The sequence below is a fragment of the Comamonas sp. A7-5 genome, assembly GCF_039581385.1.
Lineage (GTDB): Bacteria > Pseudomonadota > Gammaproteobacteria > Burkholderiales > Burkholderiaceae_C > Comamonas > Comamonas thiooxydans.
In genome coordinates this window covers 23,806-40,956 of sequence record NZ_JBCPWO010000021.1, presented here as the reverse complement: position 1 = coordinate 40,956, position 17,151 = coordinate 23,806, and the positions used below count along the sequence as shown (strand labels likewise).

Below are 17,151 nucleotides of genomic sequence, written 5' to 3'. Positions count from 1 at the left end.
CATGCACAAGCGCAGCCTGCTGCAGGCGGCCGTTCTGGCGGCCATGGTGGTTCATGTTCCCGGCGCCCTGGCGCAATCCGAAATCCGCATTGCCCATGTCTACAGCAAGACCGGGCCGCTGGAAGCCTACGGCAAACAGACGCAGGCCGGGCTGCTGATGGGACTGGAATACGCCACGGGCGGCAGCATGACGGTGGCAGGCAAGAAGCTGGTGCTCCTCGAAAAGGATGACCAGGGCAAGCCCGACCTGGGCAAGAGCCTGCTGGCCGCCGCCTATTCGGACGACAAGGCCGATCTGGCGGTCGGCCCCAGCGCGTCGGGCGTGGCGCTGGCCATGCTGCCCGTGGCCGAGGAGTACAAGAAGATCCTGATCGTCGAGCCCGCCGTGGCCGATTCCATCACCGGCGACAAGTGGAACAAGTACATCTTCCGCACGGGCCGCAACTCCAGCCAGGACGCGATCAGCAATGCCGTGGCCATCGACAGGCCCGGCGTGACGATTGCGACACTGGCCCAGGACAATGCCTTCGGTCGCGACGGCGTCAAGGCCTTCAAGGAAGCGGTCAAGAAAGGCAAGCTGGTGCATGAGGAGTACCTGCCCGCCGCCACCACCGATTTCACGGCCGGGGCCCAGCGCCTGATCGACAGGCTCAAGGATGTTCCGGGCAAGAAGGTGATCTGGATTGTCTGGGCCGGTGCCGGCAACCCCTTCAAGATCGTCGACATGGATCTCAAGCGCTACGGCATCGAGATTGCCACGGGCGGCAACATACTGCCCGCCATGGCGGCCTACAAGAATCTGCCGGGCATGGAGGGCGCCACTTACTATTACTTCGGCATTCCCAAGAACCCGGTGAACGAAGCCATGGTCTCCATGAGCTACAAGCAGTTCAAGGCCCCGCCGGACTTCTTCACGGCGGGCGGTTTCTCGGCCGCCATGGCCATCGTCACGGCACTCAAGAAGACAGGCGGCGACACCAAGACCAACACCTTGATCAAGGCCATGGAAGGCATGAGCTTCGATACACCCAAGGGCGTCATGACCTTCCGCAAGGAGGATCACCAGGCCATGCAGAGCATGTACCACTTCAGGATCAAGAACGATCCGGCCATGGCCTGGGGCGTGCCCGAGCTGGTGCGCGAGATCAAGCCTGAAGAAATGAACGTTCCCGTCCGGAACGGACGGTAACCACCCCCTGAGTTACTTCGCCTAGGCGGCCCCGCGCCTTCCCCCTAACCGGGCGTCCCCTCTCTCGTCGGGAGGGGAACGACGCCATCGCCGTGAGGCGGCTCTTGCTCGGCGTCTCTGACTTGGTCAGCGTGCGGGCAAGGTTCAGTTCACTTTTTGATAGCTGCATGCGCTTGTGTGTAAGGCGCTAGGGGCTGTATTTGCCTATTTCTCATGCTGACCACTGACAAGCTCACCGTCCGCTTTGGCGGTCATGTTGCGGTCAACGGCGTGACCTGCTCCTTCGAGCCGGGCACGCTGACGGCCATCGTCGGCCCCAATGGCGCGGGCAAGACCACTTACTTCAATCTGATCTCGGGGCAGTTGCGGGCCACGGAGGGCAGGGTGTCGTTGCAGGGGCACGACCTTACGGGCCTGCCGCCTTCGGCGCGCACGCGTGCCGGCCTGGGGCGGGCCTTTCAGCTCACGAATCTGTTCCCGGCCCTGTCGGTGCTGGAGAACGTACGCCTGGCCGTGCAGGCCACGCGCCAGGGCGCGCACCGGCGCGGCATGAACCTCTGGAGCATCTGGAGCGACCACCGCGCATTGCTGGCGCGCGCGCAGCAAATCCTGGAGCAGGTGGCGCTGTGGGCGCGGCGCGATGAGCCGGTTTCGGCCCTGCCGCATGGCGACCAGCGCAAGCTTGAGGTGGCGCTGCTCATGGCGCTGGAGCCGAAGGTCTATATGTTCGACGAGCCTACGGCGGGCATGAGCCATGACGAGGCGCCGGTGATTCTCGACCTGATACGCGAACTCAAGAAGGATCGCAGCAAGATCATTTTGCTGGTGGAGCACAAGATGGACGTGGTGCGCGAACTGGCCGACCGCATCATCGTGCTGACCAATGGCACGCTGGTGGCCGACGGCAAACCGGCCGAAGTCATTGCCTCGCCCGTGGTGCAGCAGGCATACCTGGGGCTGACGCCCCAGGATGCCGTTGGCGGCACTGACGCTCACCCCCATCCCGGCCTTCTCCCGTCAGGGGGAAAAGGAGAACAGCCATGAGCGAGATACTGTTGGAGCTCCAGGGCGTGCACACCCATATAGGCGCCTATCACATCCTGCACGGCGTGGATTTGGCTGTGCCGCGCGGCGAGGTCACCATGCTGCTGGGCCGCAATGGCGCGGGCAAGACCACCACGCTGCGCACCATCATGGGCCTGTGGCAGGCCGGCCAGGGCAGCATCCGCTTTGGCCGGCAGGACATCACGCGCCTGGCCACGCCGGCGATTGCCCAGCTCAACATCGCCTATGTGCCTGAGAACATGGGCATTTTTGCCGACCTCACGGTCAAGGAAAACCTGCTGCTGGCTGCACGCTCGGCCTCGCATGCGGCGCGCATGGACCGCTCGCGCCTGGACTGGATCTACGAGCTGTTCCCGGCCGTGCAGAAATTCTGGGACCACCCGGCCGGCAAGCTCAGCGGCGGGCAAAAGCAGATGGTGGCCGTGGCGCGCGCCATCGTCGAGCCGCGCGATCTGCTCATTGTGGATGAGCCCAGCAAAGGCCTGGCTCCGGCCATTATCAACAACATGATCGAGGCCTTCGCCCAGCTCAAGGCCAGCGGCGTGAGCATTCTGCTGGTCGAGCAGAACCTTGCCTTCGCCAAGCGCCTGGGCGACGGCGTGGCTGTAATGGACAACGGCCGTGTCGTGCACGCGGGCCGCATGGCCGATCTTGCGGCCGACGAGGAACTGCAGCAGTCGCTGCTGGGGCTGGCGCTATGAAGTCACAAGAGTCAAAGCAAAAAGCAGATCGAGCGCTTGCTGGTCAAGCGCAGGCCGCTATGGATATGAAAGTTCGCGCCGAGGTGAGGACATGATGCGCAAGGACCTGGATTACAAGCCGCTGCTGCTGGTGCCGCTGCTGGCGCTGGCTACCTTGCCCCTGGTGGGCTCTCCCAGCACCTGGCTTACGCTGACGGTGGCTGGCCTGGCAATGGGCATGATCATCTTCATCATCGCTTCGGGGCTGACCCTGGTGTTCGGCCTCATGGACGTGCTCAACTTTGGTCATGGCGTGTTCATCGCTCTGGGGGCTTTCGTTGCCACCAGCGTGCTCGGCGCCATGGGCGACTGGACGGGCTCGGCGCAGCTGTGGCGCAACCTGGTGGCTGTGCTGCCCGCCATGGTGATAGCCATGCTGGTGGCCGGTGCCTTGGGATTGGCCTTCGAGCGCTTCATCGTGCGGCCAGTCTACGGCCAGCACCTCAAGCAGATTCTCATCACCATGGGGGGCATGATCATCGGCGAGGAGCTGATCAAGGTCATCTGGGGTCCGCAGCAGATTCCGCTGCCGCTGCCCGAAGCCATGAAGGGCGCCTGGCTGCTGGGCGATGCGGCCGTGGAGAAATACCGGGTCTTTGCCGTGCTGGTGGGCGCTGCCGTGTTTGCCGTGCTGGCTTTCATGTTGTCGCGCACCAAGATCGGCCTGCTGATCCGCGCCGGCGTGCAGGACCGCGAGATGGTCGAGTCCCTGGGCTACCGAGTGCGCCGATTGTTCGTGGCCGTGTTCGTCGCGGGCTCGGCCCTGGCCGGGCTGGGTGGCGTGATGTGGGGCCTGTACCAGCAGAACGTGGTGGCGCAGATGGGCGCCCAGGTCAATGTGCTGATCTTCATCGTCATCATCATCGGCGGCCTGGGCAGCACGGGCGGCGCGCTGATCGGTGCGCTGCTTGTGGGACTGATGGCCAACTACGCGGGCTTTCTGGTGCCCAAGGTGGCGCTGTTTTCCAATATCGCGCTCATGGTGGCCGTCCTTCTGTGGCGTCCCCAAGGCATCTATCCGGTCGCCAACAGATGAGATACCCCCTGAGTCGCTTCGCGCCTTCCCCCTGGAAGGAGGACGTCACCCTCGCTGCGGGGCGGCGCGGCCGGCCGAGGCCCTTGCTCGGTGGCAACTGGCTTGGTGCATGCCGGCTGCATACGTGGCGCCATGAAAGTTTGAAAGGCTAGTCTGATGCTCAACCGTTTGCTCTCCGGCGACATGCCGCGCAGCCGCGTGCTGGCCGTGGTGTTGTTGCTCATCTTCGCGGGCCTCGCCGTGGCGCCGTTTCTCTTTCCCGGCGTCAAGGCGCTCAATGTGGCGGCCAAGGTGCTGATCTTTGTGGTGCTGGTGGCAAGCTTTGATCTGCTGCTGGGCTATACCGGCATCGTCAGCTTTGCCCACACCATGTTCTTCGGCATAGGCGCTTATGGTGTGGCCATTGCCTCAGGCAGGCTGGGCGCGGGCTGGGGGGCACTGGCCCTGGGACTGGGTGCGGCGCTGCTGGTGTCGCTGCTCTTGTCCCTGGCCATCGGCCTGTTCTCCCTGCGCGTGCGCGCCATCTTCTTTGCCATGATCACGCTGGCCGTAGCGGCTGCATTTCAGACGCTGGCATCTCAGCTGTCGGACTGGACCGGGGGCGAGGACGGCCTGACCTTCAAGATGCCCGAATGGCTGTCGCCCAGCTTCGAGCCGTTCGAAAACGAGATCTTCGGCATCCTCATCGACGGCAGGATCATCAGCTACTACCTGCTGTTTGCCGTGGCAGTGGTTCTGGTGCTGATGCTGCTGCGCATCGTCAATTCGCCGTTCGGCCGCGTGCTGCAAGCCATCCGCGAGAACGAATTCCGTGCAGAAGCCATTGGCTACCGCGTGGTGGTCTATCGCACCACCTCCAGCGTGCTGTCGGCCCTGTTCGCCTGCGTGGCCGGCGCCATGCTGGCCGTCTGGCTGCGCTACAACGGGCCCGATACCTCGCTCTCGTTCGAGATCATGATGGACTGTCTGCTCATTGTGGTGATCGGCGGCATGGGCACTATCTACGGCGCGGTGATCGGCTCCGTGGTATTCCTGATCGCCCAGAGCTATCTGCAGGATCTGCTGCGCATGGCCAGCGAGGCCAGTGCCAGTCTGCCTTGGCTGGCCGCGCTGCTGTCGCCCGACCGCTGGCTGCTGTGGCTGGGCCTGCTGTTCGTGCTTTCGGTCTATTACTTCCCTACCGGCGTGGTGGGCCGGCTGCGCGCGGCTGCGGCGCGCAAGCCCTGACATCTTTTACTGGCATCCCTTCTCTGACTGCTTTCACTACGACAGGAGACAAAGCCCATGCAGAAGACCTATGCGATTGCCTTGCCGCCTCTTTCCCTTGGCGCCCTTGCGGTGCTGGCGGCCGCCGTGCTGACCGCCTGTGGAGGCGGTGACGGCGGTGACCTGAATGCCAAGCCCGGCTACCTGGGCACGGTGCGGCAACAGAGCTATGACGGCAGCAGCGATGACCTGCTGACCGCGGGCCTGGGCAAGAGCGGCCTGGCCGTGGCCACGGCGCCGGGCTTTGCCAGCGCGCTCCAGCCCACGACGGCCGAGCTGCGTCGCCTGGCCATTTACACCAATTACCGCGCCATGCTGGACATGACGGCAGCGGGTGGCTACGGCACGCTCTACGGCCCCAATGTGGATGCGCAGGGCCGGGTGACGGCCGGCGAGGGCAGGATTGCCGGCACCGAGTACATCGCGTTCTCGGATGACGGCACGGGCCGCAAGAACGTCACGCTCATGGTGCAGGTGCCGGACAGCTTCGATCCCAGGAAGGCCTGCATCATCACCGCCACGGCTTCGGGCTCGCGTGGCGTGTACGGCGCCATCACCACGGGCGAATGGGGGCTCAAGCGCGGCTGCGCGGTGGCCTATTCCGACAAGGGCACGGGCGCCGCTCCGCACGACCTCATGAACGACACAGTGTCGCTGATCGACGGCACGCGCAGCACGGCTGCCGCAGCGGGCAAGCAGGCAGCATTCAATGCGGGGCTCACGGCTGGCGAACTGGCCGCCTTCAATACTGCCACACCCAACCGCTTTGCCTTCAAGCATGCGCACTCGGGCCAGAACCCAGAGAAGGACTGGGGCCGCACCACGCTGCAGGCCGTGGAGTTCGCCTACTACGTGCTCAACGAGCACTATGGGGACCGCAATATTCTGGGCGAACGCCTGCGGACGCTCAAGCCGAGCAACACCATCGTCATTGCATCAAGCATCTCCAACGGCGGCGGCGCGGCGATTGCCGCCGCCGAGCAGGACTCGCAGGGGCTGATCAATGGCGTAGCCGTGTCCGAGCCTGCGGTGGAGTTGCCCGCCAGCCCCGGCGTGACCGTGCAGCGCGGCGGCACGGCACTGCCCGTGGTGGGCAAGACGCTGGTGGACTTCACGAGCTATGCCAACCTCTATCAATCCTGCGCCTCGCTGGCGGCATCGGTCAGCGGCTCTCCCTATGCGGCTGCGTTTGCTGCGGGCTTTGCCAGCACGGCTCTGCCGATTGCGCCCAACCGCTGCGCGGCACTCAGGACTGCCGGTTTGCTGAATGCCACGACCACGGCGGCACAGGCCGAAGAAGCTTTGCAGAAGCTGCGCGACTATGGCTGGGAGCCGGAGTCCAGCGAGCTGCATGCCTCGCTGGCCGCCTTTGAGGTGGCGCCCGCCGTGTCGGTCACTTTTGCCAACTCGCTCTCGCGCGCCAGCGTGAAGGACAACCTCTGCGGCTACAGCTATGCCGGTGCGACGGCTGCGGGCGCAGTGACGCCGCTGGCCCCAGAGGCGCTGGCCAGCATGTTCTCCACGGGCAACGGCGTGCCGCCATCGAGCGGCGTGCAGCTCATCAACAACAAGGGCAAGTTCGGTGCCGCGCGCGACTTCCTCTCCGTCTCGGTGAACTCGGGCGTGGCCGACTGGAACACACCGGGTGCGCTATGCCTGCGCAATCTCGTCACGGGCAATGATGGCGCCGCCAGGGCGCTGCAGGCCGGTGTCGACGAGACAAGGCGCAACGGTAATCTGCAGGGCAAGCCGGCCATCATCGTCCATGGCCGCGCGGATGCGCTGCTGCCCGTGAACCACACGACGCGGCCCTATGTGGCGCTCAACCGGAAAGTGGAAGGCGCTGCCAGCAAGCTCCGCTATGTGGAGGTCACGAATGCCCAGCACTTCGACAGCTTCATCGGCCTGCCCACCGTGCTGCCGGGGTACGACACGCGTTACATCCCGCTGCATGTCTATCTGAACCGCGCGCTCGATGCCATGTATGACCACCTTGCCAACGGCAAGGCGCTGCCTCCGAGCCAGGTGGTGCGCACCGTGCCGCGTGGTGGCAACCCGGGCCAGGCACCGGCTATACAGCCAGCCAATCTGCCGCTGATTGCCGGCACGCCGGCAGCGGCCGACAGGATAGAGGTCAGTGCCGGAGCCATCCGCGTGCCGGACTGATACGCATGACCGGCAGGTGGCTACGGCTGCCGGCCGACTACCGAAGTTGATAGCTGATAGCGCTTATCACATATGCGCTAGAGGCCTTTTTGATGCTGAAACCTGCCATGCCCAACAACTGCGCTTCTGCGGCCATCGTGCCGGCATCCCGCTATGCGAACTGCGCTGGCTACGAGATTCATTACCTTGACTGGCAGCCGCAAGGCCCGACCAAGGCTACGGTGATCGCCTGGCATGGCCTGGCACGCACGGGCCGCGACATGGATGCACTGGCGCAGTTTCTTGCGGCGCAAGGCTATCGCGTCATCTGCCCGGATACGCTGGGCCGCGGCCTGAGCCAATGGAGCCGCAACCCGCGCGAGGAGTATCAGCTGCGCTTCTATGCCAGGCTGGCACGCGAGCTGATGGATGCGCTGGCGCTGCAGCAGGTGCACTGGGTGGGCACCAGCATGGGCGGAGCGATAGGCACGGTCTGTGCATCCGGCCTGTTCGAGCCGGATCTCAGGCGGCGCATTCTCACACTCACGCTCAACGACAACGCGCCCGAACTGGCGGAGGCTGCGCTGGCCCGCATCAAGAGCTACGCGGGCCGGCCGCCGGTGTTTGACACTGTCGCCGAGCTGGAAGGCTTTTTTCGCGCGGCCTACAAGCCCTATGGCCGGCTCAGCGATTTCGAGTGGCGCAAGCTGACCGAGACCAGCACGCGTCGTTGCGATGACGGCCGCGTCACCCCACATTACGATCCGCGCATGATCGAGCAGTTCACCGAGCATGACAATGACTATCTGCTCTGGGATCACTATGACGTGCTGCAACTGCCGGTGCTGTTGCTGCGCGGCGAGGAGTCCGATCTGGTGCTCAAGCCGGTGGCCGAGCAGATGCAGCAGCGTGGCCCCGGTGCCCGAGGTCTGCTGACCTGGCTGGAAGTGCCGGACTGCGGCCATGCGCCGGCGCTCAATGTGAGCACGCATTTCGAGGCCGTTCTGTCCCATTTGCACCAGGCTTGACGCGCAAAACCTCGCAGGCCCGGGGATGTTCGCGTCTCGCTAGCATCGGTGGCTAACCCTGGTCGGGGTAAGGAGCGTGGGTCATGGGTTTCGTCGTGGATCTGATTCGGGAATACGGCTTCGGCATTGTCTTTCTCAACGTGCTGGTGGAGCAGCTGGGCGCACCCATCCCGGCCTATCCGGTGCTGGTGGTGACCGGAGCGCTGGAGGGCGGAAGCCTGGCACGCCTGGGCTGGCTCACCGTGATTGCGGTGGCCGCAGCGCTGATAGCCGATGTGCTCTGGTACCACGCAGGTAGAGCCTATGGGCACAGGGTGCTGGGACGTATCTGCCGCATTTCGCTCTCGCCCGATGCCTGCATACGCCAGACCGAGTCCGTCTATGGTCGCTGGGGCGCCAGGTCTTTGCTGGTGGCCAAGTTCGTGCCGGGCTTTGCCTCCATTGCCAGTGCGCTGGCCGGTGTGGTGGGCACGCCGCTGCGCACCTTTGTGTTGTTCGATACGCTGGGGGCCTTGATCTGGGTGGGATCGGCGGTGTTTCTGGGCTCGCTGTTCAGTTCCACGGTGCAGGATCTGCTCGATGTGCTGACGGCACTGGGCAAATGGGGGCTGCTGCTGCTGTGCGTGGCGTTCGCGGTCTTCGTGGCGCGCAAATGGTGGCAGAGGCAGCGCGTGGTGCGTTCGCTGAAGATGCCGCGCATGTCGGTCGAGGAACTGGCGGGGCTCAACGCCCAGGGCATCACACCGACGGTGATCGATGTGCGCGAACCCCTGCTCTTCGGTCAGGGTCATATTCCCGGGGCCAGCTCCTGGCTGGAGCATCAGGGCAAGGGCAAGGGCAAGGGCAAGGGCAAGGCGGCCTACGAACATTTGCTGCCGCGTGAGCGGCATGAGCATGGCCTGGTTGTGTACTGCGACTGTCCCGACGAGATCTCCGCCGCGCGCGTGGCCCGGCAATTGCAGCGTGCGGGATTTCACAACGTCCGGCCATTGTCCGGTGGCCTGACGGCCTGGGAGGCAGCGGGCTTCGAGCTGGAAAAGCCCCAGGCCTGAGCAGGCCCCAAAGAAAACGCCCTGACCATTCCTTGGGCAGGGCGTCGGGTGGGTCGAAGCGCTTACTTGCCGGCAGGCATGGAGCAATGCCCGCCCTGTGCTGCCTGGCCGGAGCCGGCGGCAATCAGCGGCGCTTCGAAGCGCAGGTCGATGGCCGGCGATGTATGAAAGTCCCAGGCCAGAAAGACGAGCAGCAGAGCCCAGAATACGGTGCGCAAGGTGCTTGGTGAGGTCATGGTTGTTCCTTGCTCAGAAGCCGAAATGGCGGCGGATGCGCAGGCCGAAGATGGTGCCCGCAAATGCCAGCGGCACCCAGATCCAGCCGTGGATGGAGCCGGTGGAGATGCCCGAGAGCATGGCACCCACATTGCAGCCGAAAGCCAGGCGCGAGCTATAGCCGAGCACCAGACCCGCCACCAGGGCCACGACCCATTGCGTGCCTGTCAGTGCCTTGGCTGCCGCGGGCTTGCCGGCGGCAATCCACAGTGCGCCGCCCAGAATGCCGATATTGGTGATGCTGGTTACGTCCAGCAGCACGGTTTCATGCAGGCGCGCCGCATTGCCGGGCTGGCTCCAGAACCAGTTGCTGGCCAGATCAACGGCGCCCGTGGCGTTGGCGATCTTGGCGGCCCACAGACCAAAGCCGTAGACCACGCCCCAGGGCTGGCCCGCAATGATCAGGTTGAGCGTGGCCAGCACGGCCAGCAGCACGGCACCGACCAGCCATTTGCGCACCAGCAGCGGCTTGGCCGGGCGGTTCAGGGCGGCATTGGCCTTTTTCACGTACAGGGCCACGCCTGCCGCGATCACGGCCAGCGCGACCAGCGTGGCGATCAGCGCTGGAGCCCAGCCCCATTGCGTGACCAGGCCCACGGGGGCCGTATTGCCCAGGTCCAGCCACCAGCCCAGGTGCAGGCTGCCCAGAAAACTGCCGATCGCGAACAAAGGCAGTATGGCGGTGTTCATGGGGATGCCCATGCCCGCCTTGTAGAGGGTGCCGCTGCCGCAACCGTCGGCGATCTGCATGCACAGGCCGAAGACAAAGGCACCGACCAGCAGGCTGATGCTGGGTGGGCCGAGAGCTGCCGTCAGCTCCGGGAAATGGCCCAGCAAAGGCATGGCCAGTGCCGCAGCCAGCGCCAGCAGCAGCAACTGGCCAAAGATGCCGCTGCCGTCCTTTTCCTCGACCAGCATGCGCCAGCCCGTGGTGAAGCCAAAGCGCTTGCCGGCCAGCACCGCGCCCAGGCCAATGCCCACGGCAAACAGCGCCGCCTGACGCACCGAGACCGACCACAGCAGCCAGCCAAAGAAAACGGCCAGCAAGGCCGTTATGGGAAGTCGTTTCATGTGTTTTTATGGAATTGATGGGTAAGGACTGCGACGCACTTTCCGCAAAGGGCATGCACCCAGATCAGAGACAACGAGCAAAGGCCGCCCTGCAGCGAAGTTGTTGTCCCCCTTGGGGGCGCCCGGCTTGGGGAAGGCGCGCAGCGACTCAGGGGAGTCATTTAAAAGTTTTTTCCCACCATTTTTGGGCGTCATAGGCCAATGACTGGGCGCGGCCTGGCTGGTTGGCCATGCGCGGCGCGTCCTTGGATTGCGTCCAGTCCACCATGGAGCCCGCATACAGCTTCACATTGGGCAGGCCTGCCATTTCGGAGAGGCCGAACCAGTCGGTGGCCGCCCAGTGACCGGTGTTGCAGAAGGCCACCATGTCCTGGCCTTGCGGGCGCTGGACCTTGGCAGCGATTTCCCGGGCCTTGGCAGCATCCACGAACCGTGAGGTACCGGGCACAAACCACTGATTGAAATCCAGTTGCTGGGCGCCGGGCAGGGTGCCCGAGAGCTTGGCGGCGGGTGCGCGGGTCTTGCCCAGATAGAAGGCGTCGGGGCGCGAGTCCACCAGGGCCGCATTGGAGAGGTCGATATGCTTGCCCACGTCCTGCTGGGTGGCCAGCCAGTTGGCGTCAAAAGTCGGGGCGTAGCTGCTGGGCGCAATCTGCACCTGGGTCTTGCCCAGGGGCTTGCCTGCGCTTTCCCAGGCCTTCATGCCGCCGTTGACGATGGACAGCTCCTTGAGGCCCAGGCTTTTGAGCGTCCAGTACACACGCGCCGCGGCACCGAAGTCCGTGGCATCGGCACCGCTGGAGATCACGATGGCATGCGTGGCTGGCGTCAGGCCCAGGGACTGCACCAGCGCCACCAGCTTGGCCTGGTCAGGCAGTTCGCCAGGATTGGTGGCCGGGCCGCGCCATTTGCCGTAGGGGGCGTTGGCAGCCTGGGCGATATGGCCGGCCTCGAAGGCTTTGGGGTCGCGGATATCGATGAGGCGGACATCGGCCTGCTGCAGCAGTGGCTGCAGTTGCTCGGGGTTGAGCAGGGGTTGGGCTGCGAGCGCCCAACTGGTGGCGCCCAGGCCCAAGCCCAGACCCAGTGCATAGCGTGTCAGAGAGTTTTTCATGGCAGGAGTCGGCAAAGCCGATTCGTCAGGGGCATGGCTATGCCCAGGGCCTCTATTGTCCGGCCTTGCCGCGACAGGGCCAACCAAGAAAAACTTGTCTGCTTATTGCCTGGGGTCATGAACCGGAGAGCAAACGGCATGACTTCTGATGATGATAGCTAGAAGTGGTTGAATCGCTTTGTGGGTAGGCGATTACAGCTATTGATCTAGATGAATCATGCGATTTGCACGGCCGGAAACAGCTCCTGCACGGCACGCCGGATACCGCCATAGCCCGTACAGCGGCAAAGGTTTCCGCACATCTGGGCCTCGGCCTCGGCGACCGTGGGGCGGGGCTGCTGCTGGTGCAGCCAGCTCATGCTCATGACCATGCCGGAGGTGCAATAGCCGCATTGCACGCCGCCGCAGCGCGCCAGCGCGTCGCGCACGGGTTCGCTGGCGCTGTCCTGTGCCACGGACTCGATGGTGCGCACCGTCTGACCCTGGATCTGATAGGCCATCAGCAGGCAGGCATTCACGGGCTCGCCGTTGAGCCAGACCATGCAGGCGCCACAGCGTCCCACTTCGCAGCCGGGTTTGGCCCCGGTGAGGTGCCAGTGCTCGCGCAGCAAGGTCAGCAGCCGGGTATCGGGGCTGCAGCTGGTGCTGACCGGCTGGCCGTTCAGATTCAGTTGCAGCACAAAAGCCGAGGCCTCCTTTGCGCTTGCTGCGGGTGGCTTGCCGCCGTGCTCCGGGATGTGGGGCGTCGTCATGGTGTGGAGGACTCCGCGCCCGCCTCCAGCAGCGCGATCACGCGCTCCGGGGTCATGGGCAGTTGGGTGATGGGGCGCTGCAGTGCGGCGGCCAGGGCATTGGCCACTGCGGGCAGGGCCAGGTTGACGCTGATCTCGCCGGCTCCGCGCGGGCCTATGGGATCGCCCTCGGGAAGGTTCTCGATCGCCAGCACCTGCATTTCAGGGGCATCGGCCAGCGTGGGGATCAGATAGCCGTCGAGATTGCGTGCCTGGTAGTGGCCGTCCAGGCAAGCCAGCTCCTCCTGCGTGCCCATGGCCAGGCCCATGAGGGCGCCGCCTTCCATCTGGCCCAGATAGCCCTGGGCCGATGCCACGGGGCCCAGCGCCGTGCACATCACCAGCCGCTGCACCTGGACCAAGCCGCTCCAGGTGTCGACGCGTACCTGGGCAATGGCGGCGCAGGCTCCGAAGACGAAGTGGGTGTCATGCGCGTTGCTCTCAGGGTCCTCTGCGCGCAGGTCTATGGAGATACAGGGCGCTTGTTCGCCCGATGCCTTTGCCAGATCGGCATAGCTGAGGCACAGGCCCGCAGCGCTTTCCAGGCCCCATGCGCCGCAGCGCAGAGGAATATTGGGTAGCAGTCTTGCGGCGGCCAGGAGCAAGGCTTGCTGCCAGGGCCGGGCTGCCTGCTGCAAGGCGCGCCATACCAGCGTGGTGGCGCGCGAGGCGGCCACCGGGCCCGAGTCGGGCGTCAGCCGGGTATCGCCCAGCACCGGCCTGATCGCGTCGGCGGCGCAGCCCAGATGCTGCGCGCCCAGGCTCTGTATGGCTCCGACCAGGTTCTGTCCCAACTCGGTAAAGCCGCAGCGCAGCTCGAGCGCACCGTCGGCAGCCAGGGCCAGCTCCATGCGGCAGTCGCTGGGCCCGCCCTTGCCAAAGCCGTCGCTGCGATGGATCAGCGTCAGGCCCACGCCGTGCAGATGCCGGCCGTCCGCGCTGGCCCAGCGATGCGGCCCGCGCCACAGCGCTTGCTGGCGGGCGACATCGAGTGCGCGCTGGGCGCCGTCAAACGGCACGACATGCTGGCCCAGCGGGCCGGGTGCCTCGGGAGCGGCGAGATTGAGGGCGCGAAACGCGTCAGCTGTCATGCCGACCAGCGCAGCCAGTCTGTCCATCTGCTGCTCGAGTGCAAATTGCACCTGCACGGCGCCGAAGCCGCGAAACGCACCCGCGATGCCGTTGTTTGTATAAGCCAGCCTGGCGCCGAGGTCCAGCGCCTGATACCGGTAGGGGCCGGGGGCATGCTCGAGCGCGGCATCCAGCACCTCGGGGCCGTGCGTGGCATAGGCCCCGGTGTCGGCCACTATCTGCACCTGGTGGTAGGTAAGCCGCCCCTGTGCGTCGCAGCCGGTCTGCATGTCGATCTGCATGGGATGTCGTTTGACACCCAGATCCACCGATTGCGGGCGTGTCAGATGCAGCCGTACGGGGCGCTGCGCCTTCCAGGCCAGCAGGGCCGCAATCGGCTGAATCGTCAGCTCGTCCTTGCCTCCATAGGAGCCGCCCACGGGTGTGCCCACGGCATGCACTCTGTCGTGAGGCAGGCCCAGCATGTCGGCGATGACCTGCTTGTCCCGCGCGGGGTTGTGGCCGCCGAAGAACAGCTGCAGGCCGCCCGCGCCATCGGGCTCGGCCACACCGCCCTCGGTCTCGAGGAAAGCATGCATCTGGCGCGGCGTGACATAGCTGTCCTGCACCCAGTGCACGGTGGCTGCCTGGGCCGCAGACATGTCGCCCTGGCGGTGGCTGCAGGCATGCAGCAGATTGCCATCCTGATGGACCGGCTGGTCGGAGGCCGCCGTTCCGTCAAGGGCGGTGACCGGGTCGCAGACAGGGGGCAGGGGTTCGTAGTCAACCCGGATCAGCGCCAGAGCCTGCCGCGCCGTCTCCATGTCCACGGCCGCAACGGCGGCGACCGGGTCGCCCACATGGCGCACCTTGTCGATGCAGAGCACAGGCCGGTCCACCTTACGCAAGCCATAGTGCTTGGTGCCGGGGATATCGGCATGGGTGACCACGGCATGGACGCCTGGCAGGGCTTGGGCGGCGCTGGTGTCGATGCTCAGAATGCGCGCATGGGGATGAGGGCTGCCGAGAATCGCTGCGCGCAGCTGACCGGGCTGAATGCGGTCGCTCAGAAAGCCCGGGTTGCCGCCGAGCTTGGCCCTGGCATCGGGCCGGACCGGCAAAGCCTCCAGGCCCAGCTCGCGGATGTGATGAGGGGTGTGGAATTCCATGACGGTTCAGGCCAGCAGCCCGCAATGTCCGGCAATCAGGCGGCTGGCAATCCGGGCCAGATCGGGAGGCAGGCTTTGCTCGCAGGTGGTGCGTATATCGCCGAGGGAGGGACGGATCTGCAACTCCTGCGCATAGCTCAGCAGCTTTTCCGTGGCTTGCAGACGGTGCACGCCTATGCCCGGGGCTGCCGCCGCAATGCGGTCCAGGTTCAGGCGCTTTTGTGCATCGCTCCAGCGCAAGGCCATGCGCAGGCGCGCGGGGGAGAATGCCGCGCGATAGCCGACCTTCTCGAACACCAGTGGCCGGGGCTCCATCACATCGCTGCGCGGCAGCAGGAACGACAGCATCAGAGGCCGGTCCATGAGCTTGAGCGTCTGCGCCAGCGACTGCAGGTTGCCGTCCGTCAACTCGACCTGCGCATCCATGGCCAGCAATACCGGGCAGCAGTCGCCTTCGCCCCAGCCTATATTGCCGCCCAGGGTTCCCAGGCGGCGTATTCCCATGGCCCCGAGCTGATCCAGGGCCTGGACGAGCACGGGCGCGTGCTGCTGAACCCAGGGGTGACGGCGGACGGCTTCCAGCCGCATGCCTGCACCGATATGCAGATACTGCGGGCCGAGGCTGATCTGCTGCATCTCGGGCCAGTGCATCACATTGATGAAATGGGTGGCCGACGGCGCCAGACGAGGCTCTGCCCATGACTGCTGCAGCAGCGTGCCCCCGGCGATGAAGCAGGCGGCATCGCCGAGCTTGCGGGCCAGGGCCTGCGCGGCCTGGGGTGACGAGGGGTGGGTGAGCAGCATGGCAGCCTTCTGCAGGCGTGGTCCTCAGCGCTGCGCCCAGAAGGCTTGCTGCTGGGCGGCGATCTCGGTCTCCATCTCGGGGACGGGGCCGATCAGCTCCACGGCCTTCTGGCAATGGTCGAAGACATAGCGCGACGAGACGCTCATGGTCGGGTTCTCGCCATGGCTGCCCGTGCATTCCAGCAGGCGGTGCTCGGTCATGCCGAACACGATGCGGCCGATATTGGCCCAGTAGGCCGTACCGGCGCACATGCAGCAGGGCTCCACATTGGTGTAGAGCGTGCAGCTCCAGAGAAACTCTGCCGTGTAATTGGTGGCCGCCATGCGCGCCAAGGTCGATTCCGCGTGGTTGACGGTGTCGATATTGCACTGCTCCATGAGCACGCTCTCCTGGTCGGGGCCCACCAGCACGGCGCCGAAGGGGTGGTGGCCCATCTGGGTTGCGCGCTGGGCCACGGCCTGGGCGCGACGCAGATTGCGCTGGATTTGTTCGGCAGAGGGCGTCAGGCCCTGAGGAGGGAAGTTCTGGTCTGTCATGGTGGCGGTCCTTGTGTTGATCAGGCTGGAGTGCTCTGGCTCCAGGGAAAGAGGCGCTTGTGCAACTGCTGCACCCCACCATAGAGCAGCAGGCTGCACAGCACCAGCAGTGCCAGTGCGGCAAAGGCCACGGGTACCTTGAAGGAGGAGGTGGCAAACAGAATCAGATAGCCCAGGCCTTTTTCCGCAGCCACGAACTCGGCGACCACGGCGCCCACAATGGCCAGCGTGATGGAGACCTTGAGGGCGGAAAACACATAGGGCACGGCAAACGGCATGCGAATCTGCCAGTACTGGCGGCTGGTGGTGGCGCGCAGCGAGCGCGACAGCTCCACCAGCTCTGCCGGCACCGAGGCCAGGCCCAGGGCCGTGGAAACCACCAGCGGGAAAAAGGCAATCAGCGTGGTGATGACCACGCGGGGCAGCAGGCCGGCGCCCAGCGTGACGACGATGATGGGGGCGACGGCCACGATGGGGGTGGACTGGATCACCACCAGCCAGGGCATGATGATTTTCGAGAGCAGCTGTGATCGCGTGATGGCGATGGCCAGCGGAATGGCCAGCGCGATCGCCAGCGCATAGCCTATGAGCGCGACCTGCAGGGTGGCCGTGACATGCTCCAGCCAGCGCTGCAGCCCCATCTCGGCAGCAGAGCGCCAGATCTGGCTGGGAGCGGGAAAAATGTACTCGGGGATATGCGCCAGGCGGCAGGCGCACTCCCAGAACAGCAGGATGGCAAGGAAAACCAGCAGCGAAGCATGGCGTTGTATGAGGGCAGACATAGGGGGCCTCTTGGG

At 65.2% G+C, this 17,151-nt stretch carries 16 protein-coding genes; 8 read left to right on the top strand and 8 right to left on the bottom strand.

What is annotated here, in order from left to right; translation table 11 throughout:
• Position 1: 1 nt before the first annotated feature.
• From AAIL67_RS22905 to AAIL67_RS22870, 8 genes are all read left to right on the top strand, one after another.
• Complete coding sequence (locus AAIL67_RS22905; RefSeq protein ID WP_343485194.1) at positions 2-1,189, top strand: substrate-binding domain-containing protein; 1,188 nt, start codon at positions 2-4, stop codon at positions 1,187-1,189.
• 213 nt (positions 1,190-1,402) lie between these two features.
• Positions 1,403-2,233, top strand: a complete 831-nt coding sequence (locus AAIL67_RS22900) for an ABC transporter ATP-binding protein (RefSeq protein WP_343485193.1) — start codon at positions 1,403-1,405, stop codon at positions 2,231-2,233.
• Positions 2,230-2,955, top strand: coding sequence for an ABC transporter ATP-binding protein (locus AAIL67_RS22895; RefSeq protein WP_034378261.1), 726 nt, complete (start codon positions 2,230-2,232; stop codon positions 2,953-2,955). Before AAIL67_RS22900 ends, AAIL67_RS22895 begins: the two co-directional genes overlap by 4 nt.
• 91 nt (positions 2,956-3,046) lie before the next feature.
• Positions 3,047-4,030, top strand: a complete 984-nt coding sequence (locus AAIL67_RS22890) for a branched-chain amino acid ABC transporter permease (RefSeq protein ID WP_063665356.1) — start codon at positions 3,047-3,049, stop codon at positions 4,028-4,030.
• A 156-nt stretch (positions 4,031-4,186) separates the two neighbouring features.
• Entirely contained in the window at positions 4,187-5,257 is a 1,071-nt protein-coding gene (locus AAIL67_RS22885) for a branched-chain amino acid ABC transporter permease (RefSeq protein WP_343485192.1), read from the top strand.
• A gap of 57 nt (positions 5,258-5,314) precedes the next feature.
• Positions 5,315-7,462, top strand: a complete 2,148-nt coding sequence (locus AAIL67_RS22880) for a D-(-)-3-hydroxybutyrate oligomer hydrolase (protein WP_343485191.1) — start codon at positions 5,315-5,317, stop codon at positions 7,460-7,462.
• 92 nt (positions 7,463-7,554) lie between these two features.
• Complete coding sequence (locus AAIL67_RS22875; RefSeq protein WP_343485190.1) at positions 7,555-8,469, top strand: alpha/beta hydrolase; 915 nt, start codon at positions 7,555-7,557, stop codon at positions 8,467-8,469.
• Positions 8,470-8,552: 83 nt separating this feature from the next.
• Positions 8,553-9,521, top strand: coding sequence for a VTT domain-containing protein (locus AAIL67_RS22870; RefSeq protein WP_343485189.1), 969 nt, complete (start codon positions 8,553-8,555; stop codon positions 9,519-9,521).
• A gap of 62 nt (positions 9,522-9,583) precedes the next feature.
• Here AAIL67_RS22870 and AAIL67_RS22865 read toward each other — a convergent pair whose 3' ends face one another.
• The 8 genes from AAIL67_RS22865 to AAIL67_RS22830 all read right to left on the bottom strand — a co-directional run bounded on the left by AAIL67_RS22865 (position 9,584) and on the right by AAIL67_RS22830 (position 17,136).
• Positions 9,584-9,757: a hypothetical protein gene (locus AAIL67_RS22865; RefSeq protein WP_012837430.1), complete on the bottom strand. Its 174-nt coding sequence runs from the start codon at positions 9,755-9,757 to the stop codon at positions 9,584-9,586.
• Positions 9,758-9,770: 13 nt separating this feature from the next.
• A complete protein-coding gene (locus AAIL67_RS22860) occupies positions 9,771-10,868 on the bottom strand; it encodes a YeeE/YedE thiosulfate transporter family protein (protein WP_343485188.1) in 1,098 nt (365 codons plus the stop codon).
• Positions 10,869-11,025: 157 nt separating this feature from the next.
• Positions 11,026-11,982 (bottom strand): rhodanese-like domain-containing protein, encoded by a 957-nt coding sequence (locus AAIL67_RS22855; RefSeq protein ID WP_343485187.1) that lies wholly within the window; start codon positions 11,980-11,982, stop codon positions 11,026-11,028.
• Between the two features lie 215 nt (positions 11,983-12,197).
• On the bottom strand, positions 12,198-12,734 hold the full coding sequence (locus tag AAIL67_RS22850) for a (2Fe-2S)-binding protein (RefSeq protein ID WP_343485186.1): 537 nt from the start codon (positions 12,732-12,734) through the stop codon (positions 12,198-12,200).
• A complete protein-coding gene (locus AAIL67_RS22845; RefSeq protein ID WP_343485184.1) occupies positions 12,731-15,013 on the bottom strand; it encodes a molybdopterin cofactor-binding domain-containing protein in 2,283 nt (760 codons plus the stop codon). The genes AAIL67_RS22850 and AAIL67_RS22845 overlap by 4 nt, the downstream gene beginning before the upstream one ends.
• Before the next feature lie 6 nt (positions 15,014-15,019).
• The gene (locus tag AAIL67_RS22840) at positions 15,020-15,817 is read right to left on the bottom strand and encodes an FAD binding domain-containing protein (protein ID WP_034392753.1); all 798 of its coding nucleotides are present in this window, start codon (positions 15,815-15,817) and stop codon (positions 15,020-15,022) included.
• A gap of 24 nt (positions 15,818-15,841) precedes the next feature.
• The gene (locus tag AAIL67_RS22835; RefSeq protein ID WP_343485183.1) at positions 15,842-16,354 is read right to left on the bottom strand and encodes a nucleoside deaminase; all 513 of its coding nucleotides are present in this window, start codon (positions 16,352-16,354) and stop codon (positions 15,842-15,844) included.
• A gap of 20 nt (positions 16,355-16,374) precedes the next feature.
• Positions 16,375-17,136 carry an ABC transporter permease gene (locus AAIL67_RS22830; RefSeq protein ID WP_343485182.1) on the bottom strand — a complete coding sequence of 254 codons (762 nt, stop codon included), beginning with the start codon at positions 17,134-17,136 and terminating at the stop codon, positions 16,375-16,377.
• Between the last annotated feature and the right edge of the window lie 15 nt (positions 17,137-17,151).

What these genes read in the sequence shown, in the direction of transcription:
- AAIL67_RS22845 (WP_343485184.1), bottom strand. Translation starts at nt 15,013, where the DNA reads ATGGAATTCCACACCCCTCATCACATCCGCGAGCTGGGCCTGGAGGCT.
- AAIL67_RS22840 (WP_034392753.1), bottom strand. Translation starts at nt 15,817, where the DNA reads ATGCTGCTCACCCACCCCTCGTCACCCCAGGCCGCGCAGGCCCTGGCC.
- AAIL67_RS22885 (WP_343485192.1), top strand. Translation starts at nt 4,187, where the DNA reads ATGCTCAACCGTTTGCTCTCCGGCGACATGCCGCGCAGCCGCGTGCTG.
- AAIL67_RS22855 (WP_343485187.1), bottom strand. Translation starts at nt 11,982, where the DNA reads ATGAAAAACTCTCTGACACGCTATGCACTGGGTCTGGGCTTGGGCCTG.
- AAIL67_RS22865 (WP_012837430.1), bottom strand. Translation starts at nt 9,757, where the DNA reads ATGACCTCACCAAGCACCTTGCGCACCGTATTCTGGGCTCTGCTGCTC.
- AAIL67_RS22890 (WP_063665356.1), top strand. Translation starts at nt 3,047, where the DNA reads ATGATGCGCAAGGACCTGGATTACAAGCCGCTGCTGCTGGTGCCGCTG.
- AAIL67_RS22880 (WP_343485191.1), top strand. Translation starts at nt 5,315, where the DNA reads ATGCAGAAGACCTATGCGATTGCCTTGCCGCCTCTTTCCCTTGGCGCC.
- AAIL67_RS22860 (WP_343485188.1), bottom strand. Translation starts at nt 10,868, where the DNA reads ATGAAACGACTTCCCATAACGGCCTTGCTGGCCGTTTTCTTTGGCTGG.
- AAIL67_RS22850 (WP_343485186.1), bottom strand. Translation starts at nt 12,734, where the DNA reads ATGACGACGCCCCACATCCCGGAGCACGGCGGCAAGCCACCCGCAGCA.
- AAIL67_RS22900 (WP_343485193.1), top strand. Translation starts at nt 1,403, where the DNA reads ATGCTGACCACTGACAAGCTCACCGTCCGCTTTGGCGGTCATGTTGCG.
- AAIL67_RS22835 (WP_343485183.1), bottom strand. Translation starts at nt 16,354, where the DNA reads ATGACAGACCAGAACTTCCCTCCTCAGGGCCTGACGCCCTCTGCCGAA.
- AAIL67_RS22875 (WP_343485190.1), top strand. Translation starts at nt 7,555, where the DNA reads ATGCTGAAACCTGCCATGCCCAACAACTGCGCTTCTGCGGCCATCGTG.
- AAIL67_RS22895 (WP_034378261.1), top strand. Translation starts at nt 2,230, where the DNA reads ATGAGCGAGATACTGTTGGAGCTCCAGGGCGTGCACACCCATATAGGC.
- AAIL67_RS22870 (WP_343485189.1), top strand. Translation starts at nt 8,553, where the DNA reads ATGGGTTTCGTCGTGGATCTGATTCGGGAATACGGCTTCGGCATTGTC.
- AAIL67_RS22830 (WP_343485182.1), bottom strand. Translation starts at nt 17,136, where the DNA reads ATGTCTGCCCTCATACAACGCCATGCTTCGCTGCTGGTTTTCCTTGCC.
- AAIL67_RS22905 (WP_343485194.1), top strand. Translation starts at nt 2, where the DNA reads ATGCACAAGCGCAGCCTGCTGCAGGCGGCCGTTCTGGCGGCCATGGTG.